At 67.3% G+C, this 18,011-nt stretch carries 17 protein-coding genes and 1 pseudogene; 9 read left to right on the forward strand and 9 right to left on the reverse strand.

Going from position 1 to position 18,011, the window contains the following annotated elements; translation table 11 throughout:
- The first annotated feature begins 29 nt into the window (after positions 1-29).
- The 4 genes from AWQ68_RS13235 to AWQ68_RS13250 all read left to right on the forward strand — a co-directional run bounded on the left by AWQ68_RS13235 (position 30) and on the right by AWQ68_RS13250 (position 5,463).
- Complete coding sequence (locus AWQ68_RS13235; protein ID WP_066939863.1) at positions 30-1,289, forward strand: glycoside hydrolase family 1 protein; 1,260 nt, start codon at positions 30-32, stop codon at positions 1,287-1,289.
- The gene (locus AWQ68_RS13240) at positions 1,286-2,614 is read left to right on the forward strand and encodes a glycoside hydrolase family 3 C-terminal domain-containing protein (protein WP_066939866.1); all 1,329 of its coding nucleotides are present in this window, start codon (positions 1,286-1,288) and stop codon (positions 2,612-2,614) included. The genes AWQ68_RS13235 and AWQ68_RS13240 overlap by 4 nt, the downstream gene beginning before the upstream one ends.
- Positions 2,615-2,722: 108 nt before the next feature.
- Positions 2,723-3,277, forward strand: coding sequence for a TetR/AcrR family transcriptional regulator (locus AWQ68_RS13245; protein ID WP_066939868.1), 555 nt, complete (start codon positions 2,723-2,725; stop codon positions 3,275-3,277).
- 17 nt (positions 3,278-3,294) lie between these two features.
- Positions 3,295-5,463, forward strand: a complete 2,169-nt coding sequence (locus AWQ68_RS13250; protein ID WP_066939871.1) for an MMPL family transporter — start codon at positions 3,295-3,297, stop codon at positions 5,461-5,463.
- Positions 5,464-6,401: 938 nt separating this feature from the next.
- On the opposite strand, the gene AWQ68_RS13255 is transcribed toward AWQ68_RS13250, so the two are convergent.
- Positions 6,402-6,707, reverse strand: coding sequence for a DUF6342 family protein (locus AWQ68_RS13255; protein ID WP_066939874.1), 306 nt, complete (start codon positions 6,705-6,707; stop codon positions 6,402-6,404).
- Positions 6,708-7,427: 720 nt separating this feature from the next.
- Positions 7,428-8,375 carry a helix-turn-helix transcriptional regulator gene (locus tag AWQ68_RS13260; protein ID WP_066940267.1) on the reverse strand — a complete coding sequence of 316 codons (948 nt, stop codon included), beginning with the start codon at positions 8,373-8,375 and terminating at the stop codon, positions 7,428-7,430.
- Between the two features lie 84 nt (positions 8,376-8,459).
- On the opposite strand from AWQ68_RS13260, the gene AWQ68_RS46150 reads away from it, so the two are divergent.
- The 4 genes and pseudogenes from AWQ68_RS46150 to AWQ68_RS13275 form a co-directional block, all read left to right on the forward strand.
- Positions 8,460-8,894 carry an alpha/beta fold hydrolase gene (locus AWQ68_RS46150; RefSeq protein WP_157545252.1) on the forward strand — a complete coding sequence of 145 codons (435 nt, stop codon included), beginning with the start codon at positions 8,460-8,462 and terminating at the stop codon, positions 8,892-8,894.
- Positions 8,860-9,156 carry a hypothetical protein gene (locus AWQ68_RS46155; RefSeq protein ID WP_157545254.1) on the forward strand — a complete coding sequence of 99 codons (297 nt, stop codon included), beginning with the start codon at positions 8,860-8,862 and terminating at the stop codon, positions 9,154-9,156. The genes AWQ68_RS46150 and AWQ68_RS46155 overlap by 35 nt, the downstream gene beginning before the upstream one ends.
- On the forward strand, positions 9,153-10,220 hold the full coding sequence (locus AWQ68_RS13270) for an epoxide hydrolase family protein (RefSeq protein ID WP_066939880.1): 1,068 nt from the start codon (positions 9,153-9,155) through the stop codon (positions 10,218-10,220). The genes AWQ68_RS46155 and AWQ68_RS13270 overlap by 4 nt, the downstream gene beginning before the upstream one ends.
- Positions 10,221-10,324: 104 nt before the next feature.
- A pseudogene (locus tag AWQ68_RS13275) lies at positions 10,325-11,255 on the forward strand (IS256 family transposase); the annotation flags it as partial.
- A gap of 282 nt (positions 11,256-11,537) precedes the next feature.
- Here AWQ68_RS13275 and AWQ68_RS13280 read toward each other — a convergent pair.
- The 5 genes from AWQ68_RS13280 to AWQ68_RS13290 form a co-directional block, all read right to left on the reverse strand.
- A complete protein-coding gene (locus AWQ68_RS13280) occupies positions 11,538-12,584 on the reverse strand; it encodes a hypothetical protein (protein ID WP_218006867.1) in 1,047 nt (348 codons plus the stop codon).
- Positions 12,585-13,377: 793 nt separating this feature from the next.
- Positions 13,378-13,890, reverse strand: coding sequence for a DUF6461 domain-containing protein (locus AWQ68_RS13285; protein ID WP_066939885.1), 513 nt, complete (start codon positions 13,888-13,890; stop codon positions 13,378-13,380).
- 739 nt (positions 13,891-14,629) lie between these two features.
- Positions 14,630-14,884, reverse strand: a complete 255-nt coding sequence (locus AWQ68_RS40760) for a hypothetical protein (protein ID WP_084463940.1) — start codon at positions 14,882-14,884, stop codon at positions 14,630-14,632.
- The gene (locus AWQ68_RS40765; protein WP_157545256.1) at positions 14,881-15,060 is read right to left on the reverse strand and encodes a hypothetical protein; all 180 of its coding nucleotides are present in this window, start codon (positions 15,058-15,060) and stop codon (positions 14,881-14,883) included. Before AWQ68_RS40765 ends, AWQ68_RS40760 begins: the two co-directional genes overlap by 4 nt.
- A 157-nt stretch (positions 15,061-15,217) precedes the next feature.
- Positions 15,218-15,736 carry a DoxX family protein gene (locus AWQ68_RS13290; protein WP_066939888.1) on the reverse strand — a complete coding sequence of 173 codons (519 nt, stop codon included), beginning with the start codon at positions 15,734-15,736 and terminating at the stop codon, positions 15,218-15,220.
- A 411-nt stretch (positions 15,737-16,147) separates the two neighbouring features.
- On the opposite strand from AWQ68_RS13290, the gene AWQ68_RS13295 reads away from it, so the two are divergent.
- Positions 16,148-16,537 (forward strand): nuclear transport factor 2 family protein, encoded by a 390-nt coding sequence (locus AWQ68_RS13295; RefSeq protein ID WP_066939891.1) that lies wholly within the window; start codon positions 16,148-16,150, stop codon positions 16,535-16,537.
- 13 nt (positions 16,538-16,550) lie between these two features.
- Here the strand turns inward: AWQ68_RS13295 and AWQ68_RS13300 are convergent, their stop codons facing one another.
- Both AWQ68_RS13300 and AWQ68_RS42390 read right to left on the reverse strand, forming a co-directional pair.
- A complete protein-coding gene (locus AWQ68_RS13300) occupies positions 16,551-17,501 on the reverse strand; it encodes an AraC-like ligand-binding domain-containing protein (protein ID WP_066939894.1) in 951 nt (316 codons plus the stop codon).
- A 308-nt stretch (positions 17,502-17,809) separates the two neighbouring features.
- Positions 17,810-17,950 (reverse strand): hypothetical protein, encoded by a 141-nt coding sequence (locus AWQ68_RS42390; protein WP_157545258.1) that lies wholly within the window; start codon positions 17,948-17,950, stop codon positions 17,810-17,812.
- Positions 17,951-18,011: the final 61 nt, after the last annotated feature.

Consider the following 18,011-nt stretch of genomic DNA (forward strand, 5'->3'; position numbering starts at 1 on the left):
GTAACGCGCGTTAGTGAATGGGGCCAGGGATGAGCTTTCCGGACGGTTTCCTGTGGGGCGCTGCGACCGCCGCCCACCAGGTCGAAGGAAACAACGTCAACAGCGACTTCTGGGTGCTGGAGAACACCGCAGGAACGATCTTCGCCGAGCCCAGCGGCGACGCCTGCGACCACTACCGGCTCTACCGCCAGGACGTGGCTCTGCTCGCGGAGCTGGGGCTGACCAGCTACCGCTTCTCCGTCGAATGGGCCCGGGTCGAGCCCGAGCCGGGCAGATACTCCCGGGCGGCCCTGGCCCACTACCGCGACGTGCTGGACGCCTGCCACGAGCACGGCCTGACCCCGATGGTCACGCTGCACCACTTCACCAGCCCGCGCTGGCTGATGAGGCTCGGCGGCTGGAGCGCCCCGGGCACCCCCGAGCGCTTCGCGGCCTACTGCCGCACGGTCATGGCCGAACTCGGCCCGCTCATCCCCTACGTATGCACGATCAACGAGGCCAACATCGGCCCCGTCGTACGTCAGATCGCCGGCGACCTGCTCGAACTGGCCCCGGTCGGGCTCGGCGACGCCCCTGCCGGCGGACTCGGTGCCTGGCTGTCCGCCGCCGCCCACGCCCTGGACACCACTCCCGACCGGGTCAACCCCTTCCTGTTCGCCTACGACCAGGCCGCCAACGAGGTGATCATGCAGGCACACACGGCCGCCCGCGCCGAGATCAGGGAAGTCAGCCCGGACACCCGCGTCGGCCTCACCCTCGCCCTGCAGGACTACCACCCCGAGCCGGGCGGGCAGGAGCGGGCGCGGCAGATGTGGTGCGAGACCTTCACGGACTTCCTGCCCGCCCTCGACGGCGACGACTTTCTCGGCGTGCAGAGCTACAGCCGCATGCGCGTCGGCGCCGACGGCCTCCTGCCGGCCCCCGACGGGGCCGAGGTCACCCAGATGGGCTACGAGTTCTTCCCGGGATCGCTGGAGAACGTCATCCGCGGCGCGGCCGCGGCCGGCCTGCCGGTGATCGTCACCGAGAACGGCATCGCCACCACCGACGACACCCGCCGCACCGAGTACGTCCGCCAGGCTCTGGAAGGCGTGCGGCGCTGCCTGGCCGACGGCATCGACGTGGGCGGCTACTACTACTGGTCGGCGCTGGACAACTTCGAGTGGATGCTCGGCTACGCCCCCACCTTCGGCATCATCGCCGTCGACCGCGCCACCCAGACGCGCACCGTCAAGGACAGCGCCCGCTACCTCGGCGCCCTCGCTCGCAAGAACGGGGAGACCTTGTGAACGATCGCGTGGGCAAGCTGCTGGAACAGATGACCGTCGAGGAGAAGGCCCAGCAGCTCACCAGCATGCTGTCCCAGGAGCCCCGCGACCTGTACGAGGTCTACACCCGGCCCTCCGAGGCGGCCATCAAACCGGCTGGGTCCACGTCCGCGCTCAGCCTGTTCGACCAGCCGTACGTCAGCGAGAACCCGGTCACGCCGCTGTCAGTGGCCCGCGAAGGCGTGGAGCCGGCCGACCGGCTCGCCCGGCAGTCGATCGTGCTGCTGCACAACGACGAGTTGCTGCCGCTGTCGCGCCAGGTGGCGCGCATCGCCATCGTCGGCCCGCAGGCCGAGTCCCTCGCCGACGCCGTGCGCAGGCTCGTGCCGCATGCCGAGGTCACCGTCGTGCCGGGCTTCGGGGTGACCGAGGCCGACCCTGCCGGGCCGGCGGCCGCGGTCGAGGCGGCCAGAAACGCCGAGGTGGTCGTCGTGGCCCTGGGCGGGCGCGGCGGCTGGTTCAGCCCCGACACCGAGGGCGAGCCCGGCGACACCGCGAACATCGACCTGCCCGCCGTACAGGTGGAGTTGGTCAAGGCCGTGACCGCGACCGGGACGCCCGCGGTCGGGATCGTCCGCACCGGCCGGCCCGTCGCGCTCACCGCGGTCGCCGAGGACCTGCCCGCGTTGCTGCACACCGCCTACGGCGGGCCGCGGGCCGCCGACGCCCTGGTCGACGTGCTGTTCGGCGAGGTGAACCCGAGCGGCAAGCTGCCCGTTTCGCTGCCCCGGCACGCGGGCCGGGTCCCGACCCACAGCGGTCAGCTGCGCGGCTCCGGATACCGGCGCGCCGCCACCGTCTCCCACAAGGGCTATCTCGACCTGCCCTCGACCCCGCCATACTGCTTCGGCCACGGCCTGAGCTACACCACCTTCGACTACCGCGACCTGGCCGTCGCCCCCCAACGAGTGGAGCCCGGTGCGGCGATCGCCATCTCGCTCACCGTGACCAACACCGGCGGGCGCGCCGGAACCGAGGTCGTCCAGCTCTACCTCTCCGACCATGCGACCGGCATCACCCGTACCGCCCGGGAGCTGGCCGGCTTCGCCCGGGTCTCACTCGACCCCGGCGCGTCGGCCCGCGTCGAGTTCACCGTCGAACTGAGCCGGCTCGGCCACCTCGGCCGCGACGGCGACCTCGTACTGGAACCCGGCCCGGTCGAGGTCCAGGCCGGGGCCTCCTCCGATGACATCCGCCTCACCGGCGCGTTCGAGGTGGCGGGAGAGGCGGCACGCCTGGCCGGCCGACGCTCCTGCCTGTCCGCCGCCGCGATCCGGCACCTGTAGCCGGCTCATCGGCGATCGGGCCGGCCACCTCTGCCCCTTCTGTGGCAACGATCACAAAACTGGCCGATCGGTCAGCATCTGACCGATCGGTCAAGTAGTGTGGCGTCCATGGCGCGCAACAGTTCCGGCTTCCGCAGGGAGATCCTCGAAACGGCATCCCGGCTATTCGCCGCGACCAGCTTCAAAGCCACCTCCTTGCAGGACATCGCCCGCGAGGTCGACTGCTCCAAAGCGGCATTGCTGTACCACTTCGACGGCAAGGACGCGATCCTCACCGAACTGCTGATCCCCGCGGCGGAGGCGCTCGCCGAGCTCGACGCGCGACTGACCGGCCTGGAAGGCGACGAGGCCGTCCTCCCGGCCGTCGCGGGATTCGTCGACCTCATGCTCCGATTCCGACGCGAGGTCAAGATCATTTATGACGACATTCCGGAGATGCTCCGCCACCCGGCACTGGCCGGGGTGCCGGACAAGATGGACCGGCTGATCGACGCGTTCGCCGGTCACTCCGCCGATCCCGAGGCTCGCGTGGCCGCGCTGATGGTGCTCGGGTCCGTGCCCGTCGTCGGCGTGAGCCCGGTCCCGCTACCGGATGACGAGCTGCGCGCCGTACTCGTCCGGTGCGCGCTGCGCACCCTTGACCGCGATCCCACCCGCTCCTGAGAAGGATCCCTCTCTCCATGGCCACACTGCTTTACCGGATCGGCCGCGCATCCTTCCGCCACCGGCGGATGGTGCTCGCCCTGTGGATCGCCGTACTGGCGGCCCTCGGCGCGTCGGCCGCGGCGTTCAACGGGCCGACCACCGGTGACTTCACCATGCCGGGAACCGAGTCCCAGCGCGCACTCGACGCGCTGGCCAAGCAGTTCCCACAGGCCGTGGGCGCCACCGGCACGATCGTGGTCGCCGCCCCCGAGGGGCAGGCGCTCGCCTCGGCCGGCAACCGGGCCGCGCTACAGGCACTCACCAAGGAGGCCGCCGCGCTTCCGGGCGTGGTGGCGGCCCTCGACCCCTTCCAGGCCGGTGCCGTGTCCCAGGACGGCCGCTACGCCCTGGTGCAGGTGCAGTTCGCCGAGCCCCGCGACAAGCTGACCGACGCGCAGCGCACCGCGTACGAGAACAGCGGGAAGAGCGCGCGGGCGGCAGGGCTGCGGGTGGAGCACGGCGGCGAGGTGACGGGGACGGGGACGGAAATCGGCGGGACCGAGGGCCTGGGTGTCGCCGTGGCGGCCGTGGTTCTCATCATCACCTTCGGCTCGCTCGTGGCGGCCGGGATGACTCTGCTCACCGCGCTCATCGGCGTCGGCGCCGGCATGGCGGGGCTCTTCGCCCTGAGTAGCACCATCGAGCTCACCAGCACCGCCCCGGTCCTTGCCCTCATGCTCGGCCTGGCTGTCGGCATCGACTACTCGCTGTTCATCACCTCACGTCACCGGCAGAACCTACGGGACGGGCTCGACCCGGAGGAGGCCGCCGCACGGGCCGTCGGCACCGCGGGCTCGGCCGTCGTCTTCGCCGGAGCCACGGTGGTGATCGCCCTCGCGGGCCTGGCCGTGGTCGGCATCCCGTTCCTCAGCGTGATGGGCCTGGCCGCGTCCGCCACCGTGGCCGTCGCCGTCCTCGTCGCCATCACCCTCCAGCCCGCCCTGCTCGGCTTCGCCGGGCTCCGGGTGCTGCCACGCAAGGAACGCGGGGCGGAGCACGACCCCGCCGCGGCGCGCCCCGGTTTCGGGTTCCGCTGGGCGTACGTCGTGACCCGCTGGCGGGTGCCGTTCATCGTGGCGGGGGTGCTTGTCCTGGGCGGCCTTGCCGTACCGGCCGCGCAGATGCGCCTGGCGTTGCCCGACGCGGGAACGGCGGCAGAGGGCAGCGCGGCCCGTCGGGCGTACGACCTCATCAGCGAGGGCTTCGGCCCCGGCTTCAACGGCCGGCTGGCCGCCGTCGTCACCGGCGAGTCCCCCAAGGCCACGACGCGTGCCGCGAAGGAGGCCGCGGCGGCGATCCAGGCCACCAAGGGGGTGCTGGCGGTCACGCCGCCGCAGCTCAACGCCTCGGGCACTACCGCCCTGCTGGCCGTCTTCCCGGCCACGGGCCCCACCGACGAGGCCACCGAGACCCTCGTGCACGACATCCGCGCCAAGGTCGCGAAGATCGGCGACGTCTCCCTGACCGGCCAGACCGCGATCGGCATCGACGTCTCCGAGAAGCTGGCCGACGCGCTGCCCGTCTACCTGCTGCTTGTCGTCGGCTTGTCGGTGCTGCTGCTGATGCTGGTCTTCCGGTCCGTCCTGGTCCCGATCAAGGCCGCGCTCGGCTTCCTGCTCACCGTGGGTGCCACCTTCGGCATCACCGTCGCGGTCTTCCAGCAGGGCCGGCTGAGCGACCTGTTCGGCGTCGACACTCCCGGGCCGCTGGTCAGCTTCCTGCCCATCCTGCTGATCGGCATCCTGTTCGGGCTGGCCATGGACTATCAGGTCTTTCTGGTCTCCCGGATGCGCGAGGACTTCGTCCACGGCGACACGGCACGGCAGGCGACGATCTCCGGGATGGGACACGGTGCCCGCGTCGTCACCGCCGCCGCGCTGATCATGATCTCGGTCTTCGGCGGCTTCGTGTTCATGGATGACCCGATCATCAAATCGATCGGCTTCGCCCTGGCCCTCGGCGTGGCCGTCGACGCTTTCGTGGTCAGAATGACGATCGTGCCGGCCGTGATGTCCTTGCTGGACGCCCGCGCCTGGTGGCTGCCCCGCTGGCTCGCGCGTGTTCTGCCCAACGTCGACATCGAGGGCGAGCGGCTGCGCGAGCACCTCGACCGCGCCGCCCCGGACGTCGCCGTCAAGGCCTGAACATCCGAAGGTGTACGGCGAAATCGCCGCCGATCGCAGCGGATCCGGCGGCGCCGACTCCGGGAAATAGGTGAAACCTCAAGAATTGAGGTCGGCAACTCGGCAACCAGCGGACGGACGATCTGCTGGTTGCCGCAGGTGCTCGCAGTCGGGCAGTCGGCGTACTGATGGCCATGCCATCGCCTGAGTGGGTGCTCGGCGGTTGCCGTCCCGCAGGTGCCCACCGCCCGATCACCAGAATGGACGATCTCCCCGCCTGAAGGCGTTCCTTGTTGTACGCGCCCCGGCGCCCCTTGAGCACATCGACGCTGCCGGCAGCCGCTGACGAGACAGACCCGGTTGGGAGTATCAGGTTGAGCCTCGAATGCGGAGCGTTACCGGCGTAGTGATCGAGGCCGGCGTGAACGCAATGAACGTTCCCGCATGCGACTGTGCCCGCCTTCGAGATAGCAACGGATGGGCTGAGCGACAACTTTCGAATGGCTAGCGGCGGCTAGCGGAGACGTCGATTTCGACGACTTCAGCAGGAGCAGCCCGGGAGTTCCCTCAGGAGGCTAAAGAAGCGGGCGTGCCACCCAATTAGCTTGACCATTTCGATGGACTTTGACGCTGATGGCGCAAATCCATCGAGATCTTGCGGGGATGAGCATTCGGAGTGCAATCATCTTCCGCGTCAACAACTGCTCGACATCTTGCGATGGACACAACACACCTCTTCGAGGCGGCGGGCCCTATCCGAGCAGAGGTAGTCATTTCCTTCTACTGATCGGGGCCGACGGGAACTCCGCCGACCCCGATCAGGTGTCGCGCACAGGCACTGGTGCGTCGCTGCCGGCCGCGAGCATTTTGTCGTCCTGGCGGACGCTATCGGCCGCGCCGGCCGTCGCCCGGTCGGGGCTGTGCCAGCCGACGAACCAGTGCCCACGCACCACGAGGCGCTACATGCCCGTTCCGTAAGTCATGTTCGTTTGGCCGGTTTTCACCTGGCCGGCGATGTGGAGGTTCCCGCTGGAGTCCACGATGATCTTCTTCTGCGACCCGTGGTGGGTCGTGAAATAAATCTTGTCCGCCTCTTGAGAGCTGGAAAGGTTCGTGTTCACCGAAAGCTCGATGCTCATCGGTGAGCTTATGAGCACGCCCTTCTTCGGAGAGGTCGGGTAGATCTGGTTCTGGCGCAGCTTGATTCGGCCGTGAGTGTCACCTTCATCCCACTCGGTGGCCACCCCGAGGTCGACATCCGGCATGTCGACTCCCTTCGTTTCTCTCCGTTCAAGAACGACCCTTTTGGATCGCGCCATAGCGAAGGATATGTGGCCCTTAAGAGATTTTCTAGAGTTCTTCCAGGCATTTCCTAAATATGGAAATTGGGCCACCTAATATAAATCTGAGGCGTTAAATTCCCTTATCTGATATTTGTCCGAATGTGATGAGTAGGGCAAGGCATCGAGTGCGAAGTCGAGATGCCTCCGGCGGGGGCACTCCGGCTCCGGGATGATCATTGGTCGTCTCCTGAAGGCCGTAGCTGGCTGAGGTGAGCCCGATCGCGCTGCAACCTGACGCTCCTCGCCGCTGATAGGTGCCGCGATGGAGGCCGGCGCGGGCTGCCAATGAGGTGGTAGGTCATGGACATCTCGCTCCTGATCGAGCAACTCGGCAAGTCCCCGCTGATCGAACAACTCGACTGTCAGGGCCGCACCGACCTGATCGACTCAGCACGCAACGCCCGGAAACGGACGATCACCATCGCTCTCGACGGCCTGCGCCCCCACCATCCTCGATTGCCGGGACCGCCCCTTCTCCCGCCCTCCTCGCCGACCACTGGGAGCACGCCCCACCAGACTCGACAAGGTCGCCAGAAGGGCCGTAGGCCCCAGCCGAAGACGAGGTCCTGGGCTTCGGCCGGGGCGCCAATAGTGTGCTGGTTCAGGACATCGGAAGAGGCCTCGATATGGGGGTGCCGGCGCCTACAGTGCCGATTGGGAGCGGGCGACGGCTTGGGCGAGAGCGGTGACGTGCTCGGCGAGCGCCGTGACCAGGGTGGGCGGGTTCCTGACGGTGAAACGCCAGGGCAGACCGGTGAGAATCCGCGCCATGGCCGGCAGGTCTTCTGCCCCGCTGATCAGGATGACACCACCGTCGGCACAGGAGTAGAGGTCGCCGAAGGTGGCAGGCAGGTGGTTGCGCGCGGTCTCCAGGTCGGTGTCCAGCCACACCTCGGTGCGGTGGGTCCAGGCGCCGAGCGTCAACGTGTGCAGGACGTGCGCCACGGGGTCGAACCCGCTGGGTGGGGTGAACTGACGGGATAGTTCGGCGGCGCCGCCGATCCTGTCCAGGCGGAACATGCGGACCGCGTCGCGGAGATGGTCGTGTCCGACCAGGTACCAGGCGCGTGCGTGCACGACGAGCCCGTAGGGATCCACATCGCGCGCGCCGCGGGTGTGCTCGATCCGGACGGTGCGGCGGGAATGGACGGCCTCGGCCAGCGTCAGCGCCAGATGCGGTTCGGGGGTCAACGGACCCGTAGTGGCGGAGGTAGCGGCGATCAGCGCGGTGACGCGTTGGCGCAGCGATGCGGGCAGGATCCGGTTGAGCTTGACCAGCGCGCGGTCGGTCGGGCTGGGCTCCCCTGTCTTCTCCCGCTCACCCGCCGTGGCCAGCGCCACGGCCACGGCGACCGCCTCCTCGTCGCCGAGCATCAGAGGCGGCAGTCGGACGCCATAGGCAAGCCGATAGCCGCCGTAACGCCCTCGGACCGACTCGACGGGGATGTCCATCTCCCGTAGGGCGGTGACGTACCGGCGAACGGCGCGGGCATCGACGTCCAGGCGCCGGGCGAGTTCGTCGGCAGGCACCAGGCCGCGGTCCTGAAGGATCTCCAACAGCGAAAGGACACGGGTTGCCGGACGGGACACGATCATCATCGTAATGAGGGCAGAAAGCGTCCACAATCCTTCCTAGTCTGGCGCCGCTACAGATCGATCGAAGGGAGTCGGTTCATGCCGACCATCGTTCTCGTCGGCGGTTCGTTCCTTGGCGCGTGGGCATGGGAGCGGGTCACGCCGCTGCTGACCGCGTCCGGCCACCAGGTGCACCCGCTGACGCTCACCGGCTTCGGTGACCGTGCGCATCTTGGCTCGCCGACCACGGCGCTCGCGACGCACGCCCGCGACATCACGGCCGCCATCGAGTTCGCCGGCCTGCGCGAGGTGGTGCTCGTGGCGCACTCCTACGGCGGGGCCGGCCACCATCGCCGCCAACGCGATCCCCGAGCGGATCGCCCGGGTGGTCTACCTCGCCGGGCTCCTGCCCGAGCCGGGCAAGAGCCTGTTCGACATCACTCCCGCGCCTGTCGTCGAGGCGATCACGGAAACCGTCCAGGACGGGCGGATCCCCGTGATGAGCGACGAGATCATCGACGCCGGCTTCGGTGAGCACGGGCTCACCCCCGAGGACCGGACGTGGCTGCGGGCACGCGGCGTCGGCCAGCCGATCGGCACCTACCAGGACCCGGCGCCGGCCGACCTCAGCGCAGTGGAGAGGCTGCCACGCACCTACATCGCCTGTGCGGGCGATCCGGGCGACCCACCCGGTCTCCCCGGCCACGACATGATCACTCTGAATGCCGGGCACTGGCCGATGATCAATGCGCCGGCGGAGCTGGCCCGGGTGCTGGACAAGGTGGCCCGGTCATGATGCGGCCGTTCCAAGTGGCGATCCCGCAAGCGCGCCTGGACGAGCTGGCCGCCCGCCTGGCCAGGACCCGCTTCACCCGCCCTCTGCCCGGCCACGGGCTCGGCGTGCCCGTCGACCGCGTGCGGCAGCTGGTGGAGTACTGGCGGGACGGCTACGACTGGCGCGTCTGGGAGAGGCGGGTCAACGCCCACCCGCAGTTCATGACTGAGATCGACGGGCTTGACGTGCACTTCCTCCACATCCGTTCGGCACGCCCAGACGCCTTGCCGCTCATCCTCACGCACGGCTGGCCCATGTCTGTTGTGGAGTATTTGCCGCTGATCGAGCGATTGAGCGATGCGTTCCACCTCGTCATCCCCTCGGTGCCCGGTTTCGGGTTCTCCAGCGCGCCGCGAGAGCCTGGCTGGAACCGGCGCCGCATCGCCGCGACGTGGGCGGAGCTGATGCGCCGGTTGGGCTATGAACGCTACGGCGCGCATGGCAACGATGTCGGATCCATGATCTCCATCGAGCTCGGGCGACTGGACCCCCACCGCGTCCTCGGGGTGCACGTCACCCAGATCTTCTCCCTGCCCTCCGGCGATCCGGCGGAGCGGGCCACGCTGGGACCGGACGACCTGGCGAAACTGCGTCGCATGGAACGGTTCATGGCCGACAGCAGCGCCTACCTCACGGTCCACTCCACCCAGCCGCAATCTCTCGCGCACGCAATGGCGGACTCTCCGGCCGGCCAGCTCGCATGGAACCTACAGCTTTTCCCGGATTCGGTGAGCGACGACTACATTCTCACCAACGTCACGATCTACTGGCTGACCGATACCGCCGGCACCTCGGCCCTCACCGGTTATCACGGAAACCGGCCGCCAGCCGAGCCGTCATCCTTTCCCTTGGGCCTGGCGTACTTCGCCGGAGACTTCTTCCCCTCCATCCGCCCGCTCGCCGAACGAGATCACAGCGCTATCGTGCACTGGAACGAGTTCGACAAAGGCGGGCACCATGCCGCACAGGAGGAACCCCAACTCCTCGCCGATGACATTCGCATGTTTTTCGCCGCCCGTCACTGACGTCGGCCGGGTGCGCCCGCGCTGGTCAGCGACACGTTCGAGACATCGACACCTCAGCGAGATCGTTTCTGATCCGTAGGTTCCGGGTGCGAATCCCTGGCGCCGCACCACTCCATGCCCCATCTGACCTGGAAAGCATCGATGACCTGGTCAAAGCCCTCGGCGCCGACAGCGGGATCTCCAAAAGCGAGGTCTCCCGCATCTGCGCCGACCTCGACAACGAGGTCGCCGCCTTCCGGGACCGGCCACTCTCGCACACCGCCTTCCCGTACGTGTTCCTGGACGCGACCTACGGCAAGGCGAGGGTGAACCACCGGGCCATCGCCCAGGCCGTCGTCATCGCCACCGGCGTCTCCGCCGACGGGCGCCGGGAGATCCTCGGCTTCTCCGTCGGCGACAGCGAAGACGGCGCGTTCTGGACCGCGTTCCTGCCCTCACTGAGGGCCCGCGGCCTAGACGATATCCAGCTGGTCATCTCCGACGCGCACGTCGGCCTGGTCGCCGCGCTGCGGGCCGTCTTCCTCGGCGCAGCCTGGCAGCGCTGCCGGGTTCACTTCGTACGCAACGTTTTTAGTCCGCGTCCCCAAGGGCTCGGCCGAGATGGTCTCCGCCGCTATCCGCACGATCTTCGCCCAACCCACCGCCCAAACCGTCCGCGCTCAGCTCGCCACGATCGCGACCATGCTCGGCCGCCAGTTCCCACCCGTGGAGCAGATCCTCCTGGATGCGGCCGACGACATCACCACCTCCGCCGACTTCCCCCACCGGCACTGGAAGAAGATCTGGTCGACCAACCCCTTGGAGCGGCTGAACGGGGAGATCAAACGCCGGTCCGACGTCGTCGGCGTCTTCCCCAACCCCGCCGCCCTCGCTCGCCTAGCAGGTGCGGCGCTGGCCGAACATCACGATGAATGGCAGGTCAGCGACCGCCGCTACCTGTCAGAGGGTTCCATGGCCCAACTCGCCGCACCGATCAGCGAGCCGAGCGGAGATCTGACCGAACCACTGGCGCCGACCGCTCTGGCCGCGTCATAGTCACAACGTTCCGATACAACTCGCCGGCCCAACATGATCGGCTCGAGTTACACCACTCCACGGGACGTGACCATCCTCCGGAACGGGGTGTCGTAGTCGATGCCGCGGGCCACGAGGAGGTCCCAGAGATCCTTGTCCACATTCAAGGTCCGCTCCTTCTCTTCGCATGGAAGATACGAACAAGGCCGGGTGCGCGAGAAAGCCCTGCGGGCCGCCCTTGACCCAGGTCTGCGGCGATGGGGTTCTGGTCTTACCTGTCACGACTTCTACCGAATTTCAGCGTTACGAGCGGGATCTGACCGAGGGGGACGGCGAGGCATGCGCAGATGCGGCCGAGCAGATCTGGGCGGGCATCGCGTCGGTGGGCGATGCAGACCGCCGACGCGCAGCGACGACTACTGCGGCGGCCGTCACGAGTGTGAACACCGCTACCCCCGCGAAGGCGATCAGTGTCTGCCGATCGAGACGGGTGACCGGTATGCCTCGCTTCGCCTGCCAGGTGAGCACGGCGAACACACCGGTGTAGCCGAGGCCGGCGACGCCGACCAGCCGGGCCCGGACCCGTTCGTCGCGGAGCCAGCTATGACTGGTCGCGAGCACACCCAGGATCGCGGTGATGAGCAGCAGCACCTGGATGGCGTGCAAGCCGACGAAGTGCGGTACGCGAAGGTCGCCGCCGGTCGTACTCCAGTTGGTAAGGAACATCCCGTTACCGTCGGGGTCGCCGATGCCGTGGCCGCCCTTCATGGACACCGGGTTGCCGTTGGCGTCGGTCACCGTGCGGGGTGTTGCGCCTGAGGAGTTGCTGAGCCAGAGGGCCACGGCCATGCTGGCGACGGCGAGCCCGAGTCCGGCGCGCAGAGCGCAGGTCATGGCGCGGTCGCCGGTGCGTTGGATCAGGACCAGGACCGCGATGATCAAAGTGATCAGCAGGAGCGGCGCGACGCCGATGGAGAACACGGTCCGCACGGTTTGAGCGACAGGCTCGGCGTTGTTGTTGAAATGGCTGATGGTGCCGTGCGCGGCAGCATAGAGGACGGCACCGACGTCCAGCAGACCGGCGACCGCGAAAACGGTGCCGAGCCACCAGCCGAAACGTCTGCCCTTGCTCAGCTTGCTGAGCAGCCACGCCAGCGTCAGGCCGTACACCCCCATGGCGAAGCCGAACTTCATCGGCTTCACCCAGACCGATTCGCCCATGAGCAGGCGATCGTCGACGAGCAGACCGACGGCGGAGAGCAAGGTCAGGGTGAACATGAGCGTGGCGTTCGTCACCAGCGGGCGGTGCCAGCCGCGCATGGCGCTGAGACGTGTTGCAAGGATGGTCAACGGGCGCTCCAGACGAGGATCAGGGGGGTCGTAGCTATTTGAACGAGCCCGCCTTGGGCGATGCTGATGTGTCCACCAGCCTCAGTGAATGCGCACCCCGTAACCATCCGATACGCCCCCGGATACAACCGGGGGTTAACCCCCGGCCAGGGTTTCGGTGGCATGGCGGAAATCCACTGACCGCGCCCGCTCCGAAGATTGCGCGCGTTTTGGAGCCCGGCCGTGCCCGATACAACGGCCAACACGGGGACGCGACGGCGAACCGCTGGGCCGCTTGTCAACGCTGCGTAGCAGGGGGCCGGCGAACCAGATCCGCAGCGTGCGGATCAACCCGATTCCCAAGCTGACAGCGCGGATTCGATTTCCTGTCACCGGCAGAGCAAGATCGGTAAGCAGGCAGACAGACACACAGGCGGTGAAGCGGGTTGAGGACCGGGGACTACCGGGAGCTGTTCTCCACGCTCAGTAAGTGGCCACTCATGTACCTGCCTCGGGCGGACTTCACGAGCGTCGTTGCGTTTGTCGAAGGCTGCAATCATGGGAACGCGGGTGCCCTGCTCACCGGCTTTCGGGAATGGCTGGTGACCCGGGTTGGGTGTGGGAACAACCTGGTTTGGTGGAGCCTCGTTCTGCGTCTGACCGAGCCGGAGGGCCCGAAGAGCGCGCGTGACATGGACCCCGACACTGACGCCCGCGCCGTCGAGACGCTGCTGCAATGTCTGGACGACTTTCTGGCACTGCGCCAGGAGCACGACGGGCTACTGTCGAGCCGTGGAAACAGGGCGGAAGCGGCTCAGTACTCGAGAACGCCGTGGGCGGCCACGATGTCACTTGATGCGTTCGGCCGCACCTCGGTGATGCGCTCGGCCAGCAGCAGCGCAGCGGCAAGCCCGCCCTCCGACTTGTCGCCGACCAGCCCGAGCTCGATCCGGTCGGCCAGGTAGTCCTCTGAGATGCCATCCTCGTCGTCGGGAAACAGCGGATCGAAGGACAGGATCCTGCGGCCGTCAACGTAATGGTCGAAGGACGCGACCATGTTCACGTTGACGAAGACGCTCGCCGTGACCGTCCCAGCCGACAAGGGCCGCAGCACCTCGTCCAGCGTGCCGGCGAAGCCGTTCCACTCGCTCAGAATGGTCCCGCCCTCAGCCGACCGGGCAGAGATGAGGCCCTCATCGATCTCGCCTTCCTCGGCATCGCCGTCGAATACGTCAATGCCAAGGCGGGCCAGCGCCTCGTGCGGGGTAAGGCCGCGGACGAAGGTTGCGCAGAACGCATCGTCATCGAGCCAGTCGTAGCCGCTCATGAGAATCCTGTTCTCTCTAGGGACAGATCATGGAGATCCTGGCATGCGAGTCCGACGAAAAGTCTGTACGACCTTGAGAGGTGATATCGGGGTCATCCTCGCGGGCCGACGTCCTGAGCACGGACCACATGAGACAGCCCACCCCCTGACGGTTTACGTCCTCCTCGCTGATCGAGTGTCCCGGTTGGGGCCACCGAGTCGAGGGCGCCTACGGCCTCGCCATGCGATCAACTTCGTTGACCCTCGACACGGCGGCCCCGCCCTGGGGATTGACAGCTACGAGGAGGACGGCGGGAACCAGGGGGCGGGCGTAGTACTGCAACGCGTACTGCAACAGACACACACCCACTCACTCACGATCACAACCGTTGGCCACCGTCACGAGCCAGGCCACAGCCGTCTGATCACAAGGTGAAAAGCCCTGATAAGAAAGACACCGCTCCCGGCGTGGGAGCCACCCGAACGGAGACTCACAAACTGAGCCGAACAAACCTGAACGGCGGGGCGACCTCCGACCAGCACGGCGAACGATCCTGAACGACACTGGAGATCGTTTGGGGACCTACGGATCAGAAGGTGCGTGCCCGTTGCGTGCCTGTTCGGACGGCGATCAGCGAGGAGTCACAGGGACTCACGGTAACTGGATCGACATAAACCCAGGTCAGCGTTTTCGCAGCTCAGACAGCATTATCTTGAAAGACTTCCCAAGCTGATGTTGTCGTTGGAAGAGCGCCTGGTCTTATTCATCATCGTCGTCACTCGTATATGCGTCGTACAGCTTGCGGCGGAGGAGATCGGTTCGGACAGTCAGGGCACCAAGAAGTTCCTCATCGCTCAGCCCGTCCGTGGTCCTGAAGGCCCATGAGGAGTGACCTTCCTCATCAAGGCACTTCACGAGAACTATCGCGCCCAGAGCGGTCCATCCTTCGGGAAGCGGGTAGACGTTGAGGCCATTCAGAGCCTCGCCGACGGGTACTTCCTCTTCCTCTGTCACGGAGCCTCCTGCTGGCTGGTGGTGGCACGAATCGAGGTGTGCTGCTCAAGCGCGTCGCAGCAAACATCGAAACCACTGTGCCGGGGGCACTCGACTTCACCAGCTCGCGGGCAGTAGTAGATGTCCGAACAGCCGCAGTCGATGAACACAGGCAAGGGGTCAGGCAGTGCGGCCATGTTCCTGATCATGTGCCGTTGGCTCCCCGCTGTGCAACTGCTTTGATCTTCGAGATTCCGGCAGTACCACAGCAAAGCCACATGGCGGCTCATATTCACATCCGTCCAGCACTGGTCGGGGCCAAGTTCTGAACTCCTGATCACGGCCGGGGCAGTGTCAACGCGCAGGAGACGCGCTGCTCGCGGAGGGCGTACGACCCGAACGCCGTCGCCCGATGACGCCCGCCGCCCAGAGCGCCACGCCGATGTAGAGGACCTGCTCGGGGAGGCGCTGCCACAGCGGCGTCGCCGCCTCTCCCGCCAAGGTCGCCCCGGCCAGGGCGGCGTGGATGTTGGCCGGAAGCATGAGCACGAACAGCAGCGCCAGGCAGATCCCGGCCGCCCGCCGGGTGGCCGGGAGTACGAGGCCCACCGCCCCCGCCAGTTCCAGGACACCGGTCAGGTAGACCACGAGAGCGGGGAACGGGACGAACGGCGGAACCATGGCCACCATGTCGGCGTGGTTCGGCATGAAGGTCACGCCCGACGGGACGAAGTGGGCACTGGCCGTCATGACGAGCATGACGGCCAAGCCGTGCGCGGCGCTCAGACGCCAGGTGGTGAAGCGGGCCAGGCCGAGCGCCACGCCCAACAGGCGGAAACACAGCGCGGCCACAGCGAGAACGATCACGGTCATAGCACTCACCCTTCTCTTGGATAGCCATGCTATCCAAATTCGGATAGTGACGCTATCCAATATGGGCGGCATTCCACGACTTGAGTTCCCGGGTCCGCGGCACGTGCTCCTGCCCCTACACCGCGCCTGCAGACAGAGCGGACAGAGCGGACGGTTGGCGGGGGCCCGTGCCGCACTCCCACCCCTCCCTGACGGCCGGAGATCGCTACGTCAGGCGAAGCCGCGGCCGTGACCTGGGCGGGTGACATTATCGGCAGGCGCAAGGCCGGTACCCCGCCCTGCCTGCGCGGAATATCAACAGGAGTGCAGAAACAGACATGGAGGACGGCGGAGCAGGTCGATACGTTGTGGGGCTGCCGTGCCCGGTAGTCATGCCTACCGTCGTCCCGCCTGCCTGATCGGAGTGACACCGTGAAGAACACCGACATCGTCGCCGCCCACTACGCCGCCTCCACCCGCGGCGATCTCAATGGCATGCTCGCCCCGTTCGCGCCCGGCATCCGCTGGACCGAAGCCGAGGGATCGCTTTACGAGGGCACCTACGTGGGGCCTGACGCGATCGTGGCGAACGTCTTCGCGCCGATCGGCGAGCAGTTCGAGGGGTTCACCGCCGAGATCGACCGACTGCTCGACGCTGGTGACCAGGTGGTCGCGCTGGGCCACTACTCGGGAAAGCACCGTGGAACAGGCCACTCCTTCCGTGCCCGGATGGTGCATGTCTGGCGGCTGGACGGCGGCAAGGTAGTGGAGTTCGAGCAGATCGTGGACAACGCGCCGCTCAACGCCGCCGTGTCAGGCTGACCGCTACTGGCGCTCAGGCCGCGCGACGCTGCCGGTAGGCGCTCGGCGAGAAGCCGAAGGCGGCCTTGAAGATGCGGCTGAAATGCGCGGCGTCCAGGAACCCCCATCGAGCCGCCAACGCCGCGACGGAGCGGTGGCAGTGCAGCGGATCGAGAAGGTCGCGGCGGCAGCGCTCAAGCCGCCGCGAGCGGATCCACGCAGCGATCGTCGTCCCCTCGGCCCGAAACAGGTTGTGCAGGTGCCGAGTCGAGATGAAGTGGGCCGCCGCCACCTTGGCCGGACAGAGGTCCGGGTCACCGAGGTTGGCGTCGATGTAGTCGCGGATCCGGTCGACGAGCGTCTGGTTCGGGTTTCCCGCCTGGCGCGCGGTGCCGAGCTCGTCGGCGAACATCGTCGTCACCAAGTCCAGGGCGTTGTGCGCGAGGCGTAGCCCGCTTGTGCCGGAGAACTGATCGAGGTTCTGGGCCAGCTGGACAAGGAAGGGGCTGATCACCCGGCCGAGACCGGTGTTGCCTGGCATCCGGACGGCGGTCAGTTGCCCCACAGCATCGACGGGGAGGTCGATCAGCGTGCGCGGGAACATCACGATGAGCGAGCGAAAGTCGTCGTCGTGCGTCAGGGTGTACGGCCGGCTCGTGTCGTAGATCGCGAGGTCTCCGGGGGAGAGCACCGCCTCCCGGCCATCCTGGACCAGCAGTCCGGTGCCGGACAGTTGCAGGCTCAGCTTGAAGAACGCGGCGTCGTCCCGGCCGATCAGCGTCGCGGTGCGACGGACGGTGTGGCTCGACGCGGTGATTTCGCACAGGGATACGTCGGTGAGCACCCGGCGGCGGATGCCGCCGCGGAATCGCCGCGAACCGTCTCTGGTGACCCCGAGGGAGACGAAGGATCGAGAGACGAGGTCCTGCCACTCATCGAAGGACGACGCGACGGAGACAGCGAGGTCATCGGCGGTTGATCTCACCCTGCTCCTCCTTGCCAGAAGGTTGCACTGCGCTGTGAGAAGTCGGGCCAAGAAGCCAGGTCGTACAAACATATACGATCACGTACAAAAAAAGGGATCCATCAGCTCGGCTTTCCTCGCGGCGCTTGGGGCGTGATCGCCTCGCACGATTCAGGGGGCTGGGCAGCCGAAACCCGACGTCAGGCTCGTGCCGATGACCGGCGCGGAGCGGGGATGCGAGGCAGAGGATCCGTTCGGCGACTTCTCGCTCGTCGGTAGCGCCCGAAAAGCGGCCGACCCGGAAATCTCGGGCCTCCCTGACGAATCAGTCAGGGGGTCGGCGGCGAATCGCCGACCGACGGGCCCACGCAGTTGACCTGGCTGCGGTCCTCGACCGGTTCCCCGGCCAGCGCCCGGGGCAACTGCAACGCGGTCCCATTGGCGGCGTTGTCCACCGAAGTCGGTGCCACTGCAGGCAGGCGCGCGTAGGGCGACGGTCGGCGCCTCGGAGGCGACCAGGTGCGGATACGC

Origin of the sequence: Microtetraspora fusca (assembly GCF_001570365.1) — a bacterium.
GTDB lineage: Bacteria > Actinomycetota > Actinomycetes > Streptosporangiales > Streptosporangiaceae > Microtetraspora > Microtetraspora fusca.